The organism is Gilliamella sp. B2838 (genome assembly GCF_026536185.1).
Lineage (GTDB): Bacteria > Pseudomonadota > Gammaproteobacteria > Enterobacterales > Orbaceae > Gilliamella.
Map to the genome: position 1 here is coordinate 314,112 of NZ_JAFNOO010000002.1, position 23,536 is coordinate 337,647.

General features: G+C 35.4%; 15 protein-coding genes. 10 read left to right on the forward strand and 5 right to left on the reverse strand.

Going from position 1 to position 23,536, the window contains the following annotated elements; all coding sequences use genetic code 11:
- Positions 1-112: 112 nt before the first annotated feature.
- From J3U63_RS03330 to J3U63_RS03365, 8 genes are all read left to right on the forward strand, one after another.
- Positions 113-1,453 (forward strand): replication-associated recombination protein A, encoded by a 1,341-nt coding sequence (locus J3U63_RS03330; RefSeq protein WP_267333761.1) that lies wholly within the window; start codon positions 113-115, stop codon positions 1,451-1,453.
- 212 nt (positions 1,454-1,665) lie between these two features.
- Complete coding sequence (locus tag J3U63_RS03335; RefSeq protein WP_267370426.1) at positions 1,666-3,060, forward strand: hypothetical protein; 1,395 nt, start codon at positions 1,666-1,668, stop codon at positions 3,058-3,060.
- A 358-nt stretch (positions 3,061-3,418) separates the two neighbouring features.
- Complete coding sequence (locus J3U63_RS03340) at positions 3,419-4,840, forward strand: hypothetical protein (RefSeq protein ID WP_267348370.1); 1,422 nt, start codon at positions 3,419-3,421, stop codon at positions 4,838-4,840.
- A 290-nt stretch (positions 4,841-5,130) separates the two neighbouring features.
- Positions 5,131-7,416, forward strand: a complete 2,286-nt coding sequence (nrdA, locus tag J3U63_RS03345; RefSeq protein ID WP_267370428.1) for a class 1a ribonucleoside-diphosphate reductase subunit alpha — start codon at positions 5,131-5,133, stop codon at positions 7,414-7,416.
- Positions 7,417-7,561: 145 nt separating this feature from the next.
- Entirely contained in the window at positions 7,562-8,692 is a 1,131-nt protein-coding gene (nrdB, locus tag J3U63_RS03350) for a class Ia ribonucleoside-diphosphate reductase subunit beta (RefSeq protein WP_416381286.1), read from the forward strand.
- 197 nt (positions 8,693-8,889) lie between these two features.
- Positions 8,890-9,588, forward strand: coding sequence for a hypothetical protein (locus tag J3U63_RS03355; RefSeq protein WP_267343667.1), 699 nt, complete (start codon positions 8,890-8,892; stop codon positions 9,586-9,588).
- A gap of 169 nt (positions 9,589-9,757) precedes the next feature.
- A complete protein-coding gene (gene glnD, locus J3U63_RS03360; RefSeq protein WP_267333766.1) occupies positions 9,758-12,412 on the forward strand; it encodes a bifunctional uridylyltransferase/uridylyl-removing protein GlnD in 2,655 nt (884 codons plus the stop codon).
- Positions 12,413-12,436: 24 nt separating this feature from the next.
- Positions 12,437-13,360, forward strand: coding sequence for an AEC family transporter (locus J3U63_RS03365; RefSeq protein ID WP_267370430.1), 924 nt, complete (start codon positions 12,437-12,439; stop codon positions 13,358-13,360).
- 41 nt (positions 13,361-13,401) lie between these two features.
- Here J3U63_RS03365 and J3U63_RS03370 read toward each other — a convergent pair whose 3' ends face one another.
- From J3U63_RS03370 to J3U63_RS03385, 4 genes are all read right to left on the reverse strand, one after another.
- On the reverse strand, positions 13,402-14,244 hold the full coding sequence (locus tag J3U63_RS03370) for an aldo/keto reductase (RefSeq protein ID WP_267333768.1): 843 nt from the start codon (positions 14,242-14,244) through the stop codon (positions 13,402-13,404).
- A gap of 45 nt (positions 14,245-14,289) precedes the next feature.
- Positions 14,290-14,964: an HD domain-containing protein gene (locus tag J3U63_RS03375; protein WP_267370431.1), complete on the reverse strand. Its 675-nt coding sequence runs from the start codon at positions 14,962-14,964 to the stop codon at positions 14,290-14,292.
- Positions 14,965-14,983: 19 nt separating this feature from the next.
- Positions 14,984-16,381, reverse strand: a complete 1,398-nt coding sequence (locus J3U63_RS03380; RefSeq protein ID WP_267370432.1) for a hypothetical protein — start codon at positions 16,379-16,381, stop codon at positions 14,984-14,986.
- 61 nt (positions 16,382-16,442) lie between these two features.
- A complete protein-coding gene (locus J3U63_RS03385) occupies positions 16,443-17,945 on the reverse strand; it encodes a hypothetical protein (protein ID WP_267348380.1) in 1,503 nt (500 codons plus the stop codon).
- Between the two features lie 311 nt (positions 17,946-18,256).
- Between J3U63_RS03385 and mprF the strand changes: the two genes are divergently transcribed.
- Complete coding sequence (gene mprF, locus J3U63_RS03390) at positions 18,257-20,905, forward strand: bifunctional lysylphosphatidylglycerol flippase/synthetase MprF (RefSeq protein ID WP_416379726.1); 2,649 nt, start codon at positions 18,257-18,259, stop codon at positions 20,903-20,905.
- A 1-nt stretch (position 20,906) separates the two neighbouring features.
- Complete coding sequence (locus J3U63_RS03395; protein ID WP_267348384.1) at positions 20,907-22,178, forward strand: virulence factor family protein; 1,272 nt, start codon at positions 20,907-20,909, stop codon at positions 22,176-22,178.
- A gap of 51 nt (positions 22,179-22,229) precedes the next feature.
- On the opposite strand, the gene J3U63_RS03400 is transcribed toward J3U63_RS03395, so the two are convergent.
- Positions 22,230-23,126 carry a DMT family transporter gene (locus J3U63_RS03400; protein ID WP_267333774.1) on the reverse strand — a complete coding sequence of 299 codons (897 nt, stop codon included), beginning with the start codon at positions 23,124-23,126 and terminating at the stop codon, positions 22,230-22,232.
- Positions 23,127-23,536 lie beyond the last annotated feature (410 nt).

The window sequence follows — 23,536 nt, forward strand, 5'->3', positions numbered from 1 at the left end:
AAAATATTAACGTTTTTCAATTAGCTAAGAAAGATATTTTCTTTTATTTTTCACTTAACCAATAAGCAGTATATAATAGCTCCAATTTTATAAATTTGGATAAATATTTACTATGCCTAGCCTATCTTTTGAGTTTAGCACTGATGAATTTAAACCGTTAGCGGCTAGGATGCGCCCGCGGGATTTATCGGAGTATATCGGGCAATCTCAGTTACTTGGCGAAGATAAACCATTACCTAAAGCTATCAAAGCAGGCAATTTACACTCCATGATATTGTGGGGTCCACCAGGCACGGGAAAGACAACATTAGCCGAAATTATTGCTCATCATGCCAATGCCAAAGTTGAAAGAATATCTGCTGTAACGTCAGGTATTAAAGATATTCGAGAAGCGATTGAGCGTGCTAAAATTAATCAGCAAGCAGGGATTCGTACAATTTTATTTGTCGATGAAGTGCATCGTTTTAATAAAAGCCAGCAAGATGCTTTTTTACCTTATGTGGAAAATGGCACCGTCACTTTCATTGGTGCAACAACAGAAAATCCTTCATTTGAATTAAATTCCGCATTACTATCAAGAGCAAGAGTTTATTTGCTAAAATCCTTGACCAATAATGATATAGAGCTGATTTTACAACAAGCCATGGACGATCCTGAGCGCGGATATGGTAATCGAAATATTATTTTACCGGACGAAACTAAAAAACAGATTGCCGAATTTGTAGGTGGCGATGCTAGGCGCGCACTGAATACACTTGAATTATTAGTCGATATGTCTGATGGTCAGGCACTAACGCCAGAATTACTTAAAGAAGTGATAGGTGAAAGAAGTGCCAGATTCGATAATCAAGGTGATCGCTATTATGATCTTATTTCGGCCGTGCATAAATCGATTCGAGGCTCATCACCCGATGCAGCGCTTTATTGGTATGCAAGAATTATTACCGCCGGTGGCGATCCGCTTTATGTTGCTCGTCGATTATTAGCTATTGCCTCGGAAGATGTTGGTAATGCCGATCCAAGAGCCATGCAAGTGGCACTCGCCGCGTGGGATTGTTTTACGCGAGTTGGTCCGGCAGAAGGAGAACGCGCAATTGCACAAGCTATTGTTTACCTTGCTTGCGCACCAAAAAGTAATGCTGTTTATTCTGCATTTAACCAAGCGATGAAAGATGCAACATCAAAACCCGATTATGACGTTCCTGAACACCTACGCAATGCGCCAACGAATTTAATGAAAAAGTTAGGTTATGGTGCACAATATCGTTATGCGCATGACGAACCCAATGCCTTTGCTGCTGGCGAAAATTATTTTCCACCAGAAATGGCTAATAGCAAATACTATTATCCTACTGAACGTGGTGCTGAAAAAAATTATGCTGATAAACTTGCCTGGTTAGATGCACAAAATCAAGCTAGCCCAAATCAACGTTATAAAACTCAAAAAAAATAATCTTTTTAATCGAGTTTCGCTATTTTTAGTCAAACTATTCTTACCTTTCACCCTAAAATCCACCCCATAAAAAAGGTATTATTTATTAATTTCAATTTATTAATAGACAAATTTTATTGCTTTAGATATAATCCGCGCCGCTCGTTATTTTCGATTTACCAATATATTTTTACAGCAATAGATATAATAAAAGTAATATAAGGAATATAGCAGTGACCAGTTTAATGAATAAACAGCAGTTCAAAGTAATTTTCTTTTTCTTTCTTTTATTACCCTTTCCCCCACTAACCTATGCATTTTTAATCGCACAAACAGTTAAAACCATTCATGGCAGTCATCCATCTTTATCTTCAGACATCGAACAACATATCGATGATTTAGCACTATTTGGCTTAAACTTTGAGGGATTAGATTATTATGGCAATGAAGAAGTCGATAACATACCCCTGGTGCCAAGTTACCCATTTATCAATAAATTTAAAGTTGCAAATATTAAACAACCTGATAGCAACCAATATGTCGATCCAGATGGTGATCAGCTGGATTTTTTAAGCGCTGTTAATGATATTACAATGACTTGGTACTATACCAATGCGCAAAATAAATTAGTGCAATTCACACCCAAAACGACCGATACTTTTTGTTCATTAGCACAAAGTAAAATCGTGGGTCCCTATAAAGTTAAATTAGCGGCTGATTTGCTTCTATTTTCAAAATTTGGTGATCCCGATGCTAACGAATACCCCAACGAACTTATTTCTGCTCATCCTGCTAAAACTTATTCAATATTGAAAGAAGCAGGTGTGTGTTATGCAAAACCCGTATTATTACCTACAGCAGCAACCGCTAGTGCTGCCAATCAATGGGATAAAAAAAATGGATTTTTGACTCAGTCCGTTAGCGAATTTGACAAAAACTTTCCCACAACGGGTTTTTATGGCGCTCAATTTGATTTGTTACTCAATCAACAGGAACTTGCCAGCAATTATGATTGGAAAATTATCCAAGGTAGTGAGCTTGCAACTGTGAAGGTAAATCCAACTTCAAATAAGATTACCGTTGCATTTGATACTGATGAAGCTAAAGATACAGGTAAAGCTTGGCAATATGTTATCGGATCAGGTACGGGTTATAAAGTGCTTATTCAAGGTCACAATAAGACGACAAACTATAACCTTAACTATATGTTTACGTTAACTAAATGGTTTTCAGGCTATAATAAAGCCAATATTGGTATGCCGAAAGCGACAATAGATACCGCACCGAATATAGCCAAAGCATGTAAAACTTTAAATGGACATTATCGTATTAGCTACCCTGATGAAGTCAGTAATGCCACATCTAATGTCGTTGGTACTAGAGTCGTGTTTACTCGAGAAATTGGGACATTACTTGGTGAATGGGGCGATCCATCACAAACAGCTTACCCAAACTCTTGGGCCCCAGCAGCTACGCAATCAACGTTATACAAAAGAATTTGGTTGTACGACCCGAATAAAAAAGCTTATTGTGACTTACATACCTACAACGCCATATATCACTGTTCCGCTGAAACAGATAGAAAAGCGGGGATATGTACGGCTGTTGCTGAAAGTGATACAAATTGATATTCGTATCAAGACCCTCCTTTCTTTTTACCGCTAAACAAATAACTTTTTATATCAATACCCCCCCAATAGCATATTTTTATGTCGTGGGGCTTTTTTCTTAATTACACTAAATTATTAATTATATAACTATTTTTTAACATATTTTTGAATAATAACGTATCAATTTAAGGAATTAACGATCATTACGATCTTATTGATCGACTAAACCTATTATTTGAATTATAATTATCCCGGCTGATTTATTGAACATGATAAAAATTTATTAGCATTATTAATAAAATTACAAAAATAACATCATAAATAACAATGAATTAATTTTAAGTAAAGATAATTAGTGATGGAAAGGGATATAAAAGTGAATCAATTAAATGTTAAAAAACTAGCAAAAATAATTTGTAAATTATTACTGTTATTACAATTTTCACCAATAGGTTATGCTTATTTAACGTCACAAACAGTGCAAATCATTCATGGTATGCGTCCATCTTTGTCTACCGAAATAGAAAATAATATCGATGATCTTGAGCTTTTCGGTTTAACTGTTGATGATCTCAATTACTACGGTAGCGAAGTCGATACTATTCCCCTGCAAACAAGTTATCCATTTAAAGATAAATTTAAAATAGCCCCAATAAAACAACCTAACGAAAACCAATATTATGATAACGATGGGGATCAACTCGATTTTTTAAGTGCTAAAGATAAAATTACTATGACTTGGTATTATACCAATGCTAAAAATCAATTAGTTGAATTTATACCTACAGCAACAGATACTTTTTGTTCCTTATCACAAAAAGGAATGTACAGTCCTTATAAAGTAAAACTGACAGCAGACTTACTTCTTTTCTCAAAATTTGGTATACCCGATGATAATGAATATCCTAACGAGACCTTTATTACGCAACCATCGAAAATGTATACTGTTTTAGAAGATACTGGATTTTGTTACGCAAAACCAGAACTAACACCATCTACAGCCGCTAATAGTGCTAAAAACCAATGGAATAAAAATTTTGGTTTTTTAATTCAATCAAATACAGATTTAGACAAAAACTTTCCAACTACGGGATTTTATGGCGCTAAGTTTGACTTACTTTTGGCCCAAAATGGGCTTGCTAATAACTATGATTGGTCGGTAAAACAAGGGAGTGAACTTGCAACGATTACCAATAATAGTGATACAGTTACGGTATATTTAAATACACCAATAGCTAGAGATTCAAAACAAGCTTGGCAATATGTCGAAGCTATGAATTCTGATGGGTTTACAATTATCATAGAAGGGAAAAATAAAAACACTCATAAATCTATTAGATATGGATTCAAAATAAAAAAATGGTATGAAGCTTGGAAACAAGCTCTAGATAGCAAAGGCAATATCATTGGCGTCAGAGACACTGCCGAAGCGGTAGCTGCCGAATGTAGAGATAAGCCAGGTAACTATCGCATAACTGAACCCAAAGAATTAAGTAATGCGCCTTATGGTAATAGAGCTGGTTCTTCTGACTATACGCGTGAAATTGGTTCTTTATTTGGTGAATGGGGCGACCCTAGTCAGGATAAATATCCTGGTTCATATGGACCGGCTAAAAATCAATCTAATATTTTTAGTCGCTGGTATGTATGGGATCCAGAAGCCATTGATGCTCAAACACATCAACCGGGTACATTTTGTGATATGCACACTTATAATGCTAAATATCATTGCCGTGCAAACGAAAATGAAGATAAAAATGGTGTATGTGTTTCTATACCTCCAGGTCAAGAATGGTAAAAGTATACTTACCGTTAAACTAGATCTACTTATCCATAGGTAGATCTTATCATTCCGATAATTGCATGTTTTTATGCTCTCACCTCCCTTTTTCGCTGATTTCATTTTTTTAACTGCCCCACCCTTTTGAACATAATTATAGTTGATTTTAACTAAAAAATTTTAATTATCGCTTAATAAATACACTACATATAGTAATAAAATGATTAATAGGTACTATATATTGTATATTTTGATAAATATCAATTATCATAACTCCCACTGAAATACGGGATAAACTGGATAAAAAAATGAATAAATCAATACTCGTAACAAAACGAAATGGTAAACAAGAACCCATAAATCTAGATAAAATTCACAAAGTCATCACTTGGGCAGCCGAAGGATTAGAAAATGTTTCAGTATCACAAGTTGAATTGCGCTCACATATTCAATTCTATGACGGCATTCGCACGTCCGATATTCACGAAACAATCATAAGGGCTGCTGCCGATCTTATTTCGCAAGAAACCCCTGACTATCAATATTTAGCCGCTCGTTTAGCCATTTTTCATTTACGTAAGAAAGCTTATAATCAGTTTACACCACCGCCACTTTATGAACATGTCAAAAAGTTAGTCGACACTAAACGCTACGACAAACACTTACTTGAAGATTATACGCAAGAAGAGTTCGAAGCAATGGATAAAATAATCGATCATTGGCGCGATATGAATTTTTCTTATGCAGCGGTAAAACAACTCGAAGGTAAATACTTAGTACAAAATCGTGTAACAGGTGAAATATATGAAAGCGCACAATTTTTATATATCTTAGTTGCCGCTTGTCTTTTTGCCAATTACCCTAAAGATACACGTCTAAATTACATCAAACGCTTTTATGATGCAGTGTCAACGTTCAAGATTTCACTGCCAACGCCAATTATGGCTGGTGTTCGTACCCCTACGCGACAATTTAGTTCTTGTGTTTTAATTGAATGTGATGACAGTTTAGATTCAATCAATGCAACGGCAAGTGCCATTGTTAAATATGTTTCTCAGCGAGCAGGTATTGGTGTCAATGCGGGCCGTATTCGTGCATTAGGTAGTTCAATTCGCGGTGGTGAAGCATTCCATACGGGTTGTATTCCATTTTATAAATATTTCCAAACAGCGGTTAAATCTTGTTCCCAAGGTGGCGTACGAGGCGGTGCAGCTACGGTATTTTATCCAATTTGGCATCTAGAAGTTGAAAGTTTACTTGTATTACGTAACAACCGAGGAGTTGAGGAAAACCGGGTTCGTCATTTAGATTATGGTGTACAAATTAATAAATTAATGTATCAACGCCTTATTAAAAATGAAAATATAACACTATTTAGCCCATCAGATGTGCCTGGGCTCTACGATGCTTTCTTTGCTGATCAAGATAAATTTGAGTCTCTTTATCAGCAATATGAACAAGATGTAAATATTCGCAAACGTATCGTGAAAGCTGTCGAGTTATTTTCACTTTTGATGCAAGAACGCGCATCTACTGGTCGTATTTATATCCAAAATGCCGATCATTGTAATACGCACAGCCCATTTAACCCTGAGCTTGCCCCCGTGCATCAATCCAATTTATGTATGGAAATCGCGTTACCAACCAAGCCTCTTTATAATATTAATGATGAACAGGGTGAAATTGCACTTTGTACTTTATCTGCATTTAATTTAGGTAAAATAGAATCACTCGATGACTTTGAAGAATTAGCAGATCTTACCGTTCGCGCGCTTGATTCTCTGCTTGATTATCAAGATTACCCTGTACCTGCCGCTCGAAATTCATCAATCAACCGTCGGACATTAGGTATTGGTGTCATCAATTATGCTTATTATTTAGCAAAACATGGCGTTAAATATTCCGACGGCAGCGCCAATAATTTAACTCATCGCACTTTCGAAGCCATGCAATATTATCTGCTTAAGGCATCAAATAATTTAGCCAAAGAAAAAGGTGCATGCCCATTATTTAATGAAACAACTTATTCTCAAGGGATTTTGCCAATCGATACCTATAAAAAAGATTTGGATAGCATTACGAAAGAACCCTTACATTATGATTGGGAATCCTTGCGAGAATCGATCAAAACTTTTGGATTACGCAACTCCACATTATCAGCATTAATGCCATCTGAAACGTCGTCACAAATTTCTAATGCCACCAATGGTATTGAACCTCCTCGCGGCTATATTAGTGTTAAAGCGTCAAAGGATGGCATTTTAAAGCAAGTGGTACCGGATTATAACGACTTAAAAAACTTTTACGAATTACTTTGGCAAATACCAAATAATACGGGTTATTTACACTTAGTTGGTATCATGCAGAAATTTATTGATCAGTCTATTTCAGCTAATACTAATTACGATCCGACTAAATTCCCTAATGATAAAGTTCCAATGAAACAGCTATTAGCAGATTTATTGACAGCCTATAAATTTGGGGTAAAAACACTTTATTATCATAATACACGTGATGGTGCCGAAGATATTCAAGGTGATATAGCACTAACAGCAAGTGATGATGGTTGTGAAGGCGGAGCTTGCAAAATTTAAGCAACATTCGATGTTACGCAGTAATATCTAAAAAATAGTTTTAGAGAAACTTAAACCTTTCTCTAAAAATTCTTCCTCGTCTTTTGCAGTCGCGAAAGGTCGCGGTAAAAGCAACAAAAAACCCGTTAGGAGTTCTTTTATGAGTATGAATTACAGTACCTTTTCGCATGTACATAATGACCAACTTAAAGAGCCAATGTTTCTCGGCCAACCTGTTAACGTTGCCCGTTATGATCAGCAAAAATATGAAATGTTTGAAAAACTGATCGAAAAACAACTGTCTTTCTTCTGGCGTCCTGAGGAAGTCGATATTTCACAAGATCGTATCGATTATGCAGCATTACCTGAACACGAAAAGCATATTTTTATCAGTAATTTGAAATATCAAACTTTACTCGATTCAATCCAAGGACGTAGCCCTAACGTTGCTTTACTGCCACTTATTTCTATTCCGGAACTCGAAACTTGGGTTGAAACTTGGTCATTTTCTGAAACGATACATTCACGTTCATACACACACATTATTCGTAATATTGTTAACGATCCCTCTGTCGTATTTGATGATATTGTCACCAATAAAGAAATTCAAAAACGAGCAGGCGATATTGCTGGTTATTATGATGATCTTATCAGCTATGCTAGCTACTATAATTTATTGGGTGAAGGCAAGCATAACGTTAACGATCGAACCATAACCATCGATCTGCGCGAACTCAAAAAACGACTCTACTTATGTTTAATGAGTGTTAATGCGCTTGAAGCCATTCGTTTTTATGTTAGCTTCGCGTGTTCATTTGCCTTTGCTGAACGCGAATTGATGGAAGGTAATGCAAAAATAATCAAACTTATTGCACGTGATGAAGCGCTTCACTTAACCGGTACTCAATTCATGATAAATACATTACGTAGCGGCGAAGATGACCCCGAAATGGCAGAAATTGCCAAAGAGTGCGAACAAGATTGTTATGATTTATTCTTGCAAGCTGCCAATCAAGAAAAAGAGTGGGCCGAATACCTATTTGAAGGTGGATCCATGATTGGATTAAATAAAGACATTTTATGCCAATATGTTGAATATATTACCAATATTCGTATGCAAGCTGTTGGCCTAAAATTACCGTACGAAGTTAAATCCAATCCGATTCCTTGGATAAATAACTGGTTAGTGTCTGACAATGTCCAAGTTGCTCCACAAGAAGCGGAAATGAGTTCTTACCTAGTGGGACAAATTGACTCAGAAATTAATGAAGATGATTTAAGTGATTTCTCATTATAATCAAACGCGCCAATCCGCATTTTCTATTAACCAAAGGAACAAGCGCTTGTTCCTTTTTTGTTATATATCTCAAAATCAACAGTAACTTGAAAAAATAAATAACTAATCTGTTTTTTTTATAAAAATTGATTGCTATATTGATCTATTATTAAATTTGCTTACTATATGAAAGAACTAAAAAAGGAAAAGGAAATCTAATGAAAAAAATAATTATAGCTGCAATGTCTTTTACATTATTTGGATGTGTAAGTGATATTAAATATAACTATGTACCTGAAACATCTCAAATCAGTTTTCCAGAACTCAATACAGTTACAACAACCTATATTGGTGATGATATGATTCGCCAGGGAAATATAAAATTAGTCGATACTATTTCTTTTAGTTCTAAAACAGATATTACTCGAACTATACAATCTTTTATTATTGATGCTGGTGACTATCCAAAATTAGGTGAAGATAAAACCTATCTATTTTTTGACTCAAAAAGTATCGATGGAAAATCAATAGTCAAAAGTTATACCAACTCAGTGCCAGTTATTGGAATTCGCGTTAGAAAAGATAATAATAAAAATGAAGTTTGTTTGTCTTTCCACACTGGCACTGACTTTTGTAATTATGATAAACAATATCAATTCAAGAAAGTTAGCATAACAGGTGAAAACCAATTCCAACAAATATTAATTTATACAGGAAAAATTGGAAATAAAATTAATATAGGATATCGCGAGTTTAGCAATAACATGGCAAGACCTGCTTTTGCGAATAATGCCGAATATGACTTGTCTAGTTCCAAAATTATACGTTATAAAGGTGCGGTTATTGAAGTGTTAGAAGCGACTAACCAGTACATAAAGTATAAAATGCTTAGTAACTTTAATACACAAACAAAATAATCATCAAACGCGTCAATCCGCATTTTCTATTCACCAAAGGAACAAGCGCTTGTTCCTTTTTTTATACATTAACAATGTCAATCATTATATCAATCAACCGTTGCTTGACAGTTATCTAAAATCGGGTAAGGATATTAGCATTACATTGTTTTGATTTGATATAATCGCTATGGCTGAAGCAAATCTTTGTTATCCTATCTCACCGCTTAATTTTAACGATGAGCAAATAAATACTCACTATATAAAACAGCAACTTGAAGAATTTCAAAACTGGTCTGTTTGCCAATTTAAACAACATGTTGACATTGATATATTAGTGCATTTACGGAGTCAATTTATTGATGATTTGCTCAAAAGACTCTGGCAGTACTACCAAATTCCCGAGCAAATGTCTTCACTGTTTAAGCAAAACCGTCTAGCCTTAATTGCCGTAGGTGGATATGGCCGTGCAGAACTTCATCCTTTATCGGATATCGATATTTTAATATTAAGTGATAGATCACTGACAAAAGATCTTGAAAAACGAATTGGTGATTTAGTTCGCTTGCTATGGGATTTACATTTGGATATTGGTCATAGTGTTAGAACGTTAAAAACATGTTTGCAAGAAGCTAAAAACGATATCACCATTATGACCAATTTAATTGAATCGAGATTAATATGTGGTAACGCTTCATTATTAAAAGAGCTGCAAAAACAGATTTTTAGTCATAAAATTTGGCCTTCAGCGGCTTTCTATCAGGCTAAAGTTAAAGAGCAACAAGAACGACATCGGCAATATCATAGTACCAGCTATAATCTAGAGCCGGATTTAAAAAATAGCCCAGGCGGTTTACGCGATATGCAAATTATTCAATGGATTGCTATTCGTCATTTTGGTGGTGAGTTTTTAAAAAAAATAGCTGATTTTGATTATTTAACGCCAGAAGATATTGAAGAGTTTAAAACCTGTCGCAAGTTCCTTTGGCGTATGCGTTTTGCTCTGCATAGCGTGATTAATCGTTATGACAATCGCTTGCTGTTTGATCGCCAGCTCAGTATTGCTAATATGCTTGGCTACCAAGGTCAAGGTAATACGCCTGTTGAAAAAATGATGCACGATTATTATCGTGTCGCACATAATATTACCGAACTTAATCAAATGTTATTACAACTGTTTGATGAATCGATACTTGAACTTAATGCTCAAAGTAAAAGCTATAGTATTGATGAATATTTTCAAGCAAGAGATGACTTGATTGATGTAAAAGACAATAATTTGTTCAAACAAGATCCTGTCATGATTATACAGCTTTTTTACACCATCTTGCTTAATCCCCAAATCACAGGGCTATACTCAAACACAATTAGGCAATTACGTTCAGCACGGCGACAGTTAACCACTTTGCTATGTGAAGATGAAAAAGCAAGATCATTATTTTTAAAAATTATTAAACACCCAGATGCAATTAAAAAGGCTATATTACTGATGCATCAATATGGTATTTTAACGGTCTATATTCCCGGTTGGAAACACATTGCAGGTATGATGCAATTTGATCTATTCCATGCCTATACAGTTGATGAACATACTATTCGCTTGCTACTTGAACTTGATAGTTTTAAAACTCAAGCCAGTAAAGAAAAACACCCGAACAGTTCAAACGTTTTTGCCAAACTATCAAAACCTGAATTATTAGTCATTACTGGATTATTTCATGATATCGGTAAAGGTCACCATGGTGATCATTCTGAAATAGGGGCAAAACTGGTTGAAAAATTTTGCCAACTACATAAACTTGATCCAAAAGATACCGACTTAATTGTGTGGCTAGTTCGCTATCATTTACTTATGTCAGTCACAGCCCAAAGTCGTGATCTACAAGATCCTGCCGTTATTAATGAATTTATTCAAATTGTTAAAAGTGAGCGCCGTTTACAATATTTATTATGTTTAACCGTTGCTGATGTGTGCGCAACTAACGAAACACTCTGGAACAGTTGGAAGCAAAGTTTAATGCGTGAACTATATTTAACCGCAAAACGATCATTCGACTCAGGTGCTCATCATATCCCTGAACAACGAAGTATTGCTCGCCAACACAAACATGAAGCATTCGAAACCTTGCTTAAACAACATTACGATGAACAAAAAATCAAAGATTTGTGGCAAGATTACCGTGTTGACTATTTTCTGCGCTATACAACTGAACAGATTGTTTGGCATGCGCAAATGCTATTACAGCATGATTTAACTCAAACATTTGTAGCAATCAACCCAGATCCATATCACGGTGGCAGCGAGATAATTATTTATTCACCGGATAGACCTTACCTATTTGCCACTGTTTGCAATATTTTAAATAATCATAACCTGAGCATTCATGATGCATTAATTATTACCAATAAGAAAGGTTTTGCCCTCGATACATTTATTGTATTAGAACCAAATGGGCAAACATTACAACCAGACAGGCATTACAGTATTATAAAATCACTTGAAAAAGCTTTACAACAACCGGTTTATAAAGGGGTGACAATAAAACCGCCTAAGCAGCGATTGCGTTCATTTTCAGTGCCCACACAAGTCAATTTTTTATCTGCCTTTAATGAAAGCCAGACTTATATGGAGCTAATTGCATTAGATAGGCCGGGGTTACTTGCCTGTGTCGGTGAAGTATTTGCAAAACTAGAGTTATCATTAAGTAGCGCAAAAATCGCAACTATCGGTGAGCATATTGAAGATTTATTTATTTTGAAAGATAAACACAACAATGCACTTGATGATAATACTTGTAATATATTACGAAATTCGATAGTAAATACTATTGATTCGATGAATTAATTAACCAATTTGAAGATATCGTTTATGCAATTTTTTATTATTTTATTTCCAATCTTCTGTATTTTTGTTGTAGGATTTATTGCACAAAAAGCACTAAAATTTGATGTAGCCAATTTATCAAAAATGTCGCTTTATGTGCTTTCTCCTTTTTTATCATTTAAAACGTTTTATACTCACACCTTAACAACAGACTATCTATTTTATATTGTCTATATTTTTGGCTTATGTTTTTTATTAGTTAGTGTTGTCTCAATTTGGTCGTTGATCATGCGTTATTCAGTCAAAGAACGTTGCGCCATGATTCTTAGTTCTTGTTTTATGAATAATGGTAATTATGGTACGCCGGTACTACTGGTTTTTTTTGGAACAATAGGCTTCGATCTTGGCGTTATTATGATGGTATTGCAACAATTTGTGATGAGTACCGTTGGTATCTACTATGCAGCAAAAGGCAGTGCTCGTAGCGATATTGTCAGTCAAAAAGATGTCATCAATAAAGTCATTCGCATGCCTGTTGCTTATGGTGCTTTTTTGGGGATTATTTTCCAGTTGTGCCACATTCCTTTGTCAAAATCCATTATGACATCTATTGGCATGATTGGTGATTCATCAATTGTGATTATTATGATAATTTTAGGTATGCAATTAGCTAAAATTCGGATTAAACAAATCGATTACCCTAAACTTTCATTTTCGCTATTAACCCGTATGGTTATTTCACCACTTGTCGCTTGTTGTTTGGTCTACTTTATGCCTATTTCACCGGTTTATAAACAGGTACTGATTGTGTTAGCCGCAATGCCAAGTGCAGCTAATACCACTTTAATGTCAGTCCAGTTTGATACGCATCCTGAATTAGTTTCGAGTGCGACCCTAGTCAGTACATTATTAAGTTTAATCACATTACCGACTGTATTATGGCTAGTAGGCGCACCCGTACCTTTTTAACAAATAGTTTTTTACTTTTAAAAAGAGCATATCTGGATAAATTAAAAGCCATTATTGTTATACACATCATCAGGATTAGGTCCCGTGCGTAATTTTTGATTTAAGCAATTGATTTTTCTCATCTCGTCAGAGGTAAGTTCAAAATCAAAAATATTAATATTTTCAGCAATTCGATCCGGATGCGCTGATTTTGGGATCACAATATAACCATTTTGTAAGTGCCAACGTAAGGCAACTTGTGATAAAGACTTATTATAACGATCGCCTATTGCAACTAATACCGGTTCATTGAGTATTTTACTGTGAGCAAGTGGCGACCATGCTTCAATTGCAATATTTTGCTTACGTAAGTAGCGCACTAAGTCTATTTGTGTTAAGTAGGGATGAATTTCTATTTGATTAATCATAGGCTGAATATTTGCTTGGCTAGCCAGTAGTTCTAAATGTGAGATATGAAAATTACACACACCAATGGCTCGAACACGTTTTTCTTCATAGAGCTTTTCAATTGCTCGCCACGTTTCAAAAAAAGTATGATGAAGCGGCCAATGCACTAAAAACAGATCAAGATAATCAAGTTGTAAATCTTTTAGCGATTGTTCAAAACTTGCTAACGTTTTTTTGTAACCTTGATTGGCATTGCTCACTTTTGAAGTCATAAATAATTCACTACGATCGATACCACATTGTTTAATCGCCTGACCGATTTGTTTTTCGTTTTGGTAAAGTTGCGCGGTATCAAAAGAGCGATAGCCTACTTTAATAGCGGTTTTAATTGCTTGAGATATTTGTTCAAATTCAGTTAATTTAAAAGTACCAAGACCAAGTTGTGGCATTACTATATTGTTACTTAAAGTAATTTTATTATCGATAGTTATTGTCATCACAAACCCCTTCCATACTATTTAACACATTAAACAGCGGTACAGTTAGTCATCACCACTCCACTCTTTTTCAAACTGATTAATAAATTGTACTAAAAATTGATGTCGTTGCTTTGCGATCTTTTTTGCCGTTTGTGTATTCATCATTCCTTTGAGTAAAAGAAGTTTCTCATAAAAATGATTAATTACCGTATTAGGTTGCTTATAACTCTCTTCAGTCATCGACATTCTTGGCAAAATCGTAGGATCATGCATGATGTTATGTTTATTACCACCATAATAGAATGTACGCCCTATTCCTATTGCGCCAATGGCATCAAGTCGATCGGCATCTTGTACAATCTTACCTTCGAGGGATAATGGTTTTTTATCACTCAGGTTTTTCCGATAGGACATATTTTCGATAATAGAAAAAATAGAGGTAATTTCATGTTCTGTCAAATCCTGCAATGCTAAAAAAGCACGTAATTCATCAACCGCTAATTCTACATTAGACACTACTTTTTCATCAATTACATCATGTAAATAAGCACTTAAAACAACAATAAAATAATTAGCATTGGGCTCATTGAGTAAGATTTTTTGTGCCAATTTAACTACGCGTTCAATATGTGCCATATCGTGACCTGAAAAATCATGAGCAAGCTTTTGCTCTACAAAATTTTTTACAGCTTGCATAGCACGTTGTTGATGTTTAGTTAGCGGTAAATTTGTCATCATTTAAACCTTTTTATTTTGCTTAATTAGGACTAATACAAGCAACTTTAGCTTTATCTGTCCAATAATCAATCATCCCTATGTTAGAGTGCACTTGCAAATAATAAGTTTTACCGCCCTCTTGGAAGCTATTTGCGCTCCAATAAACAGCGCCGGAAATAAAATGGCTTTCAGGATAATAATAGTTGTTTGTCTCGCCCCATTGAGAAAACAGTCCTCCATCGATCCGGCGTTGATAGTGACGACCTAGCCCGGGTAATCCCCCTGTCCAAATTGTATTATAATTTGCATTAGTTAATTGCAGTAAAGTCGGTATTTGATAACCCAAATTATCACAATATTGTTTTGCTTGGTCAAAAAGCATACTGGTATTTTCAGCCTGAACAATAAACCATTTTTGTATAGTGAAAGCATAAATTTTATTGGTTTTAGCTTTATCTTTATATAAGATAAAGGTCGTAGCAACAGCAGCTTTAGCTGCTTGTGCTGCATCAGCGCTACTTGTCGGTCCAGTTAATTGAATTTTGGCTTTAGAACCATTACCAGTGATGGTTAAATTAATTGCTGAATCAGCGGGTATTTTATCAAAGCTCATATCTGGTGCTGAACTATCAAGTAAATTCAGATAAAAAAACAAACCATTCTCACCCATAGTTGGAAAATTTAATTCTGGATGCGTTAAAGATTGCCGTTTAAAACCTTTAGCATCATCCCACTCATTTTCTGGTCCTGAATAGTCCGTTCCGCCCCAACTGTTGCCTTTGCTGTCATTGACTGATAAATTTGGCTCCGCTGAATAAGTACAGGCACCATTAGGCGGAGAAAAATAGTAAGTGGTACTATTTGCGTCAAATGCAACCGTATTTGGCTGACCATATTTAGTAGATAATGTGCCATTCATATGATTCAACGTAAAACTATAAGGAGCATAACAATCAGTTAACTCATTATCCAAAGCAACAGACTTACCGTTAGCATCTTGAATGGATAACATAAGATCCCCTGTTGCTGTGATATCACCATCACCATCTTGATCAAACCAAAAACCGTTAGTCGCAAACACCTCAGTTAAAGAAACGGATGTTTGGTTTTCAGGAATTAAGGTTTTAAAATCTTTGGTGCTGATCGATTCCCCATTTAATTGTATGGGTGCTTGCTTTGATGAAGTGTTGGTTGCTTTTGTAAATTTTCGCCCATCAGGTAAAGTGATAGATAAAAGATTATCGGTATAAAATGAGCGCGTCTTACCCCCATCGAAAGAGATATAAGGAGCCGAACCTTGTATGGTATTTGTTGTTTCGACCGCTTCAACATAAGGTAAACCCGCATTCACACTGTAACAAACAATGCCAAGACAAGCTATTATCATTTTTGATATCAATAAAGCTAAACTTGATTTTATCGCTGCTAAGTCACGCATTTCAATCAACCGAGTTATTTTAAACAATACATATGGTTTCATCACTAATTGTCGCAATACGTTAATTAGGACTGATACAAACCAGACTACCATATCCCCTTTTTTGAATTTGTCCCATATTTGAATAAACTTGCAAATCATTGCTGGTCAAGTAAATTTCATTAGGGTAAATGTCAGCTTGCGGATAAGAATTTAGATGAATTTCGCCCCACTCAGCAAACAATCCACCACCAATACGGCGTTGATAATTATTGCCTTGCCCGGCCAAACCACCATCCCAATAACTCGAAGAATCTTTTGAATTGGCATTGGTCAATTGTGATACTGTCGGTAATTGATAACCTAAATCACGACAATACTGTTTTGCTGCTTCATCAAAATTTTCCGGACGAGTTTTTTTAGCAATAAACCATTTTTTAATGGTAAAACTATATAGCTTTTGGGTTTTCGCCTTATCGGCATAAAGAATAAAGGTGGTGGCAACTGCTGCTTTACTTGCATCTTGCAAACTGGCGCCGTCAGCCGGACCGGTTAAAGTGATTTTTGCTTGATTACCTTTGCTGGTAATCTCTAAGTCAATGCCGGAATCGGCAGGTATTTTAGTAAAGCTCATATTACTGGCTGAATCAGCTAAATCCATGGTAAACAATAGCCCATTAGCGGCCATAGTTGGAAAGTTCAATTCTGGATTATCAAAAGATTGTTGTCTGAATCCTTTGGCATCATCCCACATGCCTTGCGGTCCTGAATAATTCGAACCTGACCAAGTTTTATGGGTATCGCTGACGAATAAATTGGGTTTTGCCGATAAAGAGCAAGCACCCGGTGCCGGATTCAGGTAGTAAATCATATCAGTGTAGTTCAATGAAAAATGGTTAGGATCGCCATATTTAGTGGTGACATCACTCCCATCATGCATTAGCCTAAAGCTATAAGGCGCTTCACAATCGTTTAATTCATCATCCAAACTAAGCACTTGGTTATTAGCATTTTTTACAATCAATTGAAAATGACCGGTCGCCGTTATTTCACCATCACCATCGACATCAAACCAATAAGGACCAGAGTTGAGCACATCGGTCATGCTTTGTTGAGCAGTGATATCCCTGTTTTGATCTGAGCTATCTGCTGTTTGATTGTAAGGGATGATCGTTTTAATATCTTTAACTTTTGTTGGTGCACCGGTTAATTGAATCGGATTAGTGGTGGAGGAAACGTTATTTGAGTAATTAAATTCTCTGCCGTCAGGTAAAGTAATGACGAATAAATCATAAGTGGTATAAGCACGGCTTTTACCACCATCAAAAGTAAGATAGGGAGCCGAACCTTGTATGGTATTTACAGTCTTAACAGCTTGAACTACGGGTAATGCACTAAAAACATTAAAACTGAATAAACCCCAAAAAAACAGCACTATGGATAGTCGAATTAAATAAAATCGAGTCCTTATTGTTCGCAATAAATAAAAAATGATAGGAATGAACAAACCACAATATTTTTTTTTAGCAAAACGTTGCCAGCTTGGCGATCGAAGTCTATTTAAATTACCTATCTCTGTTTTCATAATAAAACAACTTATTAAATAATTATTGATAACAACAAAACAACAACTAAATGCCTTTTTACGAATAAACTATCAGTGATAACGCTTAAATTACTTTAGCTAATTTGCAACTAAGGTTAAAAGTAAACTAACTATAAAGCAATACATATTATCCCAAAAGTAATATTTATTAACCCATAATGATTTTTGTTAAAAACTCATATCAACTAAATAAAAATAATCAATTAAACAAGTTGCTCAGTAATAATTAATGTTTTTTTTATATTTTTTTTATTTTGGGATGATTGTTTTCAACAAACTTGAAAGGTAGAATGCGCAAATCAAAAATTTATAAAGCAAATATCGGAGTTGCTCACGTGAAAATATCAGCGCGTAAAGTTTTGCCTTGGCAATTGATAGAATACTTCACTCGCTATCGCCAATTCCTAGCTTTATTATTTGGATTATCCATCTTTTTTATTGCTTTGATTGTTTGCTGGCATCTATTAAAAGAAATTAATCTTGATGATTTAAAATTAGCCGTTCACCAACTCTCACCGCAAGCTATTTTATTTGCTTGTTTATCGGCTATTGGTAGCTATTTAATGTTAATTTGCTATGAATGGTCAGCCGCGCGTTATGCAGGCGTAAATCTAAAGCCTTCTATTATTGTTTTAGGTGGAATTTGTGCTTCAGCTATTGGTAATGCAATAGGTTTATCGGCGTTATCAGGGGGCGCAGTTCGTTGTCGTTTATACTTCAAATATGGACTAACAACGATTGATGTGGCAAGAATGTCGATTTTTGTTACACTCTCTTTAGGCTTTACGCTACCATTACTGGCAGCAGCGGCGGCATTAATTCATCCACATAATGCTATGGTTGCTTTGCACTTATCTGAAAATGGCGTGATATTGATAGCAAGCATGCTATTTTGTTTTTATGTTGGATTATTTATTTTCTTATACTGCAATCGTTTATCGGACAGGCCTAATAAAGATACTCGCTTATTTAAAATTGCAAGATGGTCTATTCGTTTACCAAACTTACGTTTGGCTTCAAGCCAATTTATTATTACCTTCTTTGATGCTGTCTTAGCAGGGGCGATTCTTTACTTTCTATTACCTTCTCATCCAAATTTTATTACCTTTATTATGATTTACATTTTAGCATTAGTTGCTGGTGTATTAAGTCATGTACCAGGAGGGGTAGGCGTATTTGAAGCAATTATGCTCGCTGCATTTTCATCTCAAATTGGTGCAGCATCTTTAACTGTCGCATTAGTCATTTATCGTATTATTTATATTTTAATCCCGCTTATCCCTGCTGGTATTTTGCTGTTAATCAATGAAGGAAAGCATTATTTAACTTCATCACAAGTCAAGCAAACTGAAACGGGAATTGCGGCTTCTATCATGGCTGCTGCGGTATTTTTTGCCGGTGTAGTGATGATGTTTTCTAGCATCATTCCTGGTTTTAATCATCGTTTTGTTGATGAATTTATTCCGAATAAAATTATCAATATAGCTCATCTAAGTGCGAGTTTGATTGGCGTTTTATGTTTATTACTTGCAATGGGTTTACGCCGACGTCTTTATTCAGCGTGGGCAATTACCGTTGTTTTACTCTTGATTGGTAGCCTCTGCTCGGTGTTAAGAGGCCTACATTGGATAGAAGCCATAACGTTATTAGTTATTGCAATATTACTCATTAATTTTAGGCATGCTTTTTATCGAAAAAGCCGACTTAGTGTTATCCCCTTTTCTTTCAAATCTTTTGCCATCTGTTTTTGTCTGATTGCGCTTTTTGTTTGGCTTATTTTATTTATTTATCAAGATGTACCCTATAGCCAAGATCTATGGTGGCAGTTTGAATTAGATAGCCGAGTACCACGAGCATTACGTGCAGCCTTAGGCAGTTTTATTTTGTTAAGTTCGATTATGTTAATTTGGTTATTCAGACCAGCGTTACCAATTTTAACTAAACCAGAAACAGAACAACTTAATAAAGCTTATCAAATCATTTTAAATTCAAAACAGCCTGAAGGCGGCTTAGCAATGAGTGGAGATAAATCACTCTTGTTCAACCAAGAACAAACCGCCTTTATTATGTATGCAAGACGCGGCCGAAGTATGGTTGCCTTATTTGACCCGATTGGTGATATTGCTGATAGAGCTGACTTAATTTGGTCATTTCGTGATCTGTGTGATGAACACCATCTTCGCCCTGTTTTTTATCAAGTCAAAGCAGCTAATTTACCTTTTTATATGGATATTGGTTTACGTACAGTAAAACTTGGTGAAGAAGCATTAGTCAATTTAAAAATCTTTGATTTAACATCAAAAGGTTATAAAGATCTTCGTTATACTTGGAATCGAGGGCAACGTGATGGACTATCACTCAAATTTTATCCACCAGGAACAGCGCCGCTTGATGAACTAAAAGCGGTTTCGGATGCTTGGCTTAAAAATAAACATTCAAAGGAAAAAAGATTTTCATTAGGGTCTTTTTCTAAGCAATATCTGGATAATTTTACGATAGCAGTCATTGAATACCAAGGACGCATCATTGCTTTTGTTAATTTACTCGAGACCGATCAACACTATTCGGCCAGTATCGATTTAATGCGGGTCATACAAGATATTCCCAAATTAACGATGGAATTTTTAATGGTGGGCTTAATTTTGCATTATCAAGAAAGAGGGTTTAAGTACTTTAGTCTAGGTATGGTACCCTTGGCTGGTATGCAAAGGCGACGCGGCGCCCCATTAATTCAAAGGCTAGGTGCACTCGTGTTTAGACGAGGTGGACGTTTTTATAACTTTCAAGGTTTACGTCGCTTTAAAGAAAAGTTTGCAACGCATTGGGAGCCGCGTTATATGGCCGTTCCCGCTGGGCTTGATCCATTAGTTGCTTTAATTGATACTACTATGCTTATTTCTGGTGGTATTACAGGTTTAAAAAAGAATAAAAATAATTAATATGAAAAAATTTATACGCTATGCTTTATTATTTATTACGCTATTAATACTGATTATACTCGGCTGGTATTTTATAAAAAATCAAGAAAGTGCATCAGTTAAGACCGTAACAATCAATAATGAGTATTCCATTCTATCAGCAGCCCCAAAACGCTCAGCTGAAGCAGCCGCAATTATTGTTGCTACACCCAAAAATCATTTTACTGAACAACAATTGTTAGACTTGTCAGAAAAAATGGGCGCTAAACTTGTCCAGTTTGAATTAAAGCCCTCTGCCAGTTGTAGTGAGCAGCAAGCACGTTTTAAACAAGCTAAAAAAATTCTCAAAGAAAAGAATTTTGCTGTCGCAGGCATGGAAGAAGGTGCAGCCTTTGCTTATAGATGGTTAACAGAACAACAAAGTGATGACGCCAAAGCATTATCAATTGAATTTACCTTAGATCACAAAGATTGCGATGCACCATTACCGGCACAAGCCAGCCATGGTAGTTGGCAAGTGATTTGGAATAATCCACCGGATGATGATGTTGCTGTTTTTCCTCGGGAACAAAAAAATATTCATGTTACAACGTCAATCGGTGAATACCAAGCTTCGCCAACTGAACTACTGAGTTTACACTTATCATCTATTTTATTTGGTGAGCATGAACAATTACCTGTTATAGAATTACCCGCCAGAAGCAAAGAGATCCACCCTAAAACCATTACACTTTATTATTCTGGTGATGGTGGTTGGCGTGATCTTGATAAAGTTTCGGCTGAATATATGGCTTTGCATGGGTATGCGGTAGTTGGCGTCGATGCATTAAAACTGTTTTGGCAGCATCGTTCAGTTGAACGTAGCGCGAAAGATTTGAGCTATTTAATGCAACAATATCGAGACAAATGGGGAACAACTCAATTCGTTTTAGCTGGTTACTCTTTTGGTGGGGATATTTTACCTGCACTCTATAACCGACTATCACCGCAAGATCAAAAAAGTGTCCAAGCGCTAGTTATGATAGCTTTTTCAAAAGATGCTAATTTTGAAATTGAAGTCAGTGGATGGCTAGGACAATCGGGTGACGAAATGAAAACCGCACCAGAAGTTGCACAGATTCCAGCCAATAAACTATTTTGCATCTATGGAGAGGAAGAAAAAGAGGATACCGGCTGTCTACAGCCTGAAATGAAAGGTGAAGCATTTCAATTGCCTGGTGGGCATCATTTTGATGAAAATTATGAACATCTTGGTCAAATCATTATGGATGCTATTGATAAGCGAGTACAATAATTAACAATAAAGGGGCAATAGCCCCTTTTGAATATAACTCATAGAGTTAAGTCATCGCTTTTTAATTTTTATTCTACCTTCAGACAATAACACACCAATAAGTGTCAGTAAGGTGCCGAATGCAGCAATTAAAGTAAACGGTTCATGTAAAATCATAACCGCAGCAAGAATGGTCAAAATTGGCAATAAATACAGATAAATACTAATTTTAACAGCGCCAACTAATTTCACTGCATAATTCCAAGATACAAAACAAATTGCTGATGCGCCAACACCCAAAAATAGTATATTAAGTAAATTAGTCATTTGGCTAAACCGTTCTAACCCAAACTTAAAGTCAAAAATAGATAAAGCCGGTATCATCAGTAGTAAGCCATAAAAGAAAAAACGCCTAGTCAATAAAATGGTATTGTAACCATAATTACTGCTTTTTTTGGTTAAAATAGAATAGCAAGCCCAAAATAAACAAGCTGCAACAGCAAGAATATCACCTAAAGGATTAAGAGAAAGCACATATTTACCATTAAAGCTAATCAATGCAACCCCAAAAATAGCAAACAAACAACCAATATAAAAACGTCGAGGTGGCCTTTCTGTTTTTAAAAAGAATATCGATAAAAACGCTGTAAATACGGGAGCTAAGGTCGTGATAACCCCAACATTCGAGGCATTGGTATAAGTTAACGCTATATTTTCACATAGAAAGTAACATGTTACTCCGCAAAATCCAGCACATAAAAACATTAATTCTCGCTTAATACCCTGCCAAACTAACAAACGCGGGGCTAAAACCCAAAGCATGACATAGCCAAGACAAAATCGATAAAACAAAATCTCAATGGGTTTAAAATTGACCAATAATACTTTTGTTGCAATAAACGTACTTCCCCAAATAAAGATTGTCATCAAGGCAATTAGGTGTCCTTGTGTTTTTTTGGTAACGAACATAAAAATCTCTCTACTTATATCAATAAAAAGCTATCAAAGTGTACATGATTATCTTAAGTTTGGTCACTTTATAATTAAGTATTAGTGGGCAGGACTTGATAGCAGAAAAAACAATACCATTTCAATAGCCGATAATGAATATTATCTTCCTACCGAGTGAAGCGCAATTTTTTTACTGTAATTTGATAGTAACAATCAATGAGAAGCTAAAATTTGAAAAGATCGTTTGACAAAAAACAACAGATAAAAAAAATCCACCCGAAAACTCGAGTGGAGGGCAAAAAATGAAAAAATGTAATCTGTAGATATAGACAAGCTAAACAACAAAAAGTTCAATTTAATTTCAAATAATTTTAGTTTTTTATGAAATAAATTCATATCTAATTGATTTATAATAAATATTTTTTTAA

Excerpts from the sequence above, each read along its gene's own strand:
- J3U63_RS03380 (WP_267370432.1), bottom strand. The coding sequence starts at position 16,381 with ATGCGTGACTTAGCAGCGATAAAATCAAGTTTAGCTTTATTGATATCA.
- J3U63_RS03330 (WP_267333761.1), top strand. The coding sequence starts at position 113 with ATGCCTAGCCTATCTTTTGAGTTTAGCACTGATGAATTTAAACCGTTA.
- glnD (WP_267333766.1), top strand. The coding sequence starts at position 9,758 with ATGGCTGAAGCAAATCTTTGTTATCCTATCTCACCGCTTAATTTTAAC.
- nrdA (WP_267370428.1), top strand. The coding sequence starts at position 5,131 with ATGAATAAATCAATACTCGTAACAAAACGAAATGGTAAACAAGAACCC.
- J3U63_RS03370 (WP_267333768.1), bottom strand. The coding sequence starts at position 14,244 with ATGACAATAACTATCGATAATAAAATTACTTTAAGTAACAATATAGTA.
- J3U63_RS03385 (WP_267348380.1), bottom strand. The coding sequence starts at position 17,945 with ATGAAAACAGAGATAGGTAATTTAAATAGACTTCGATCGCCAAGCTGG.
- J3U63_RS03400 (WP_267333774.1), bottom strand. The coding sequence starts at position 23,126 with ATGTTCGTTACCAAAAAAACACAAGGACACCTAATTGCCTTGATGACA.
- J3U63_RS03395 (WP_267348384.1), top strand. The coding sequence starts at position 20,907 with ATGAAAAAATTTATACGCTATGCTTTATTATTTATTACGCTATTAATA.
- J3U63_RS03375 (WP_267370431.1), bottom strand. The coding sequence starts at position 14,964 with ATGATGACAAATTTACCGCTAACTAAACATCAACAACGTGCTATGCAA.
- J3U63_RS03355 (WP_267343667.1), top strand. The coding sequence starts at position 8,890 with ATGAAAAAAATAATTATAGCTGCAATGTCTTTTACATTATTTGGATGT.
- J3U63_RS03365 (WP_267370430.1), top strand. The coding sequence starts at position 12,437 with ATGCAATTTTTTATTATTTTATTTCCAATCTTCTGTATTTTTGTTGTA.
- mprF (WP_416379726.1), top strand. The coding sequence starts at position 18,257 with ATGCGCAAATCAAAAATTTATAAAGCAAATATCGGAGTTGCTCACGTG.
- nrdB (WP_416381286.1), top strand. The coding sequence starts at position 7,562 with ATGAATTACAGTACCTTTTCGCATGTACATAATGACCAACTTAAAGAG.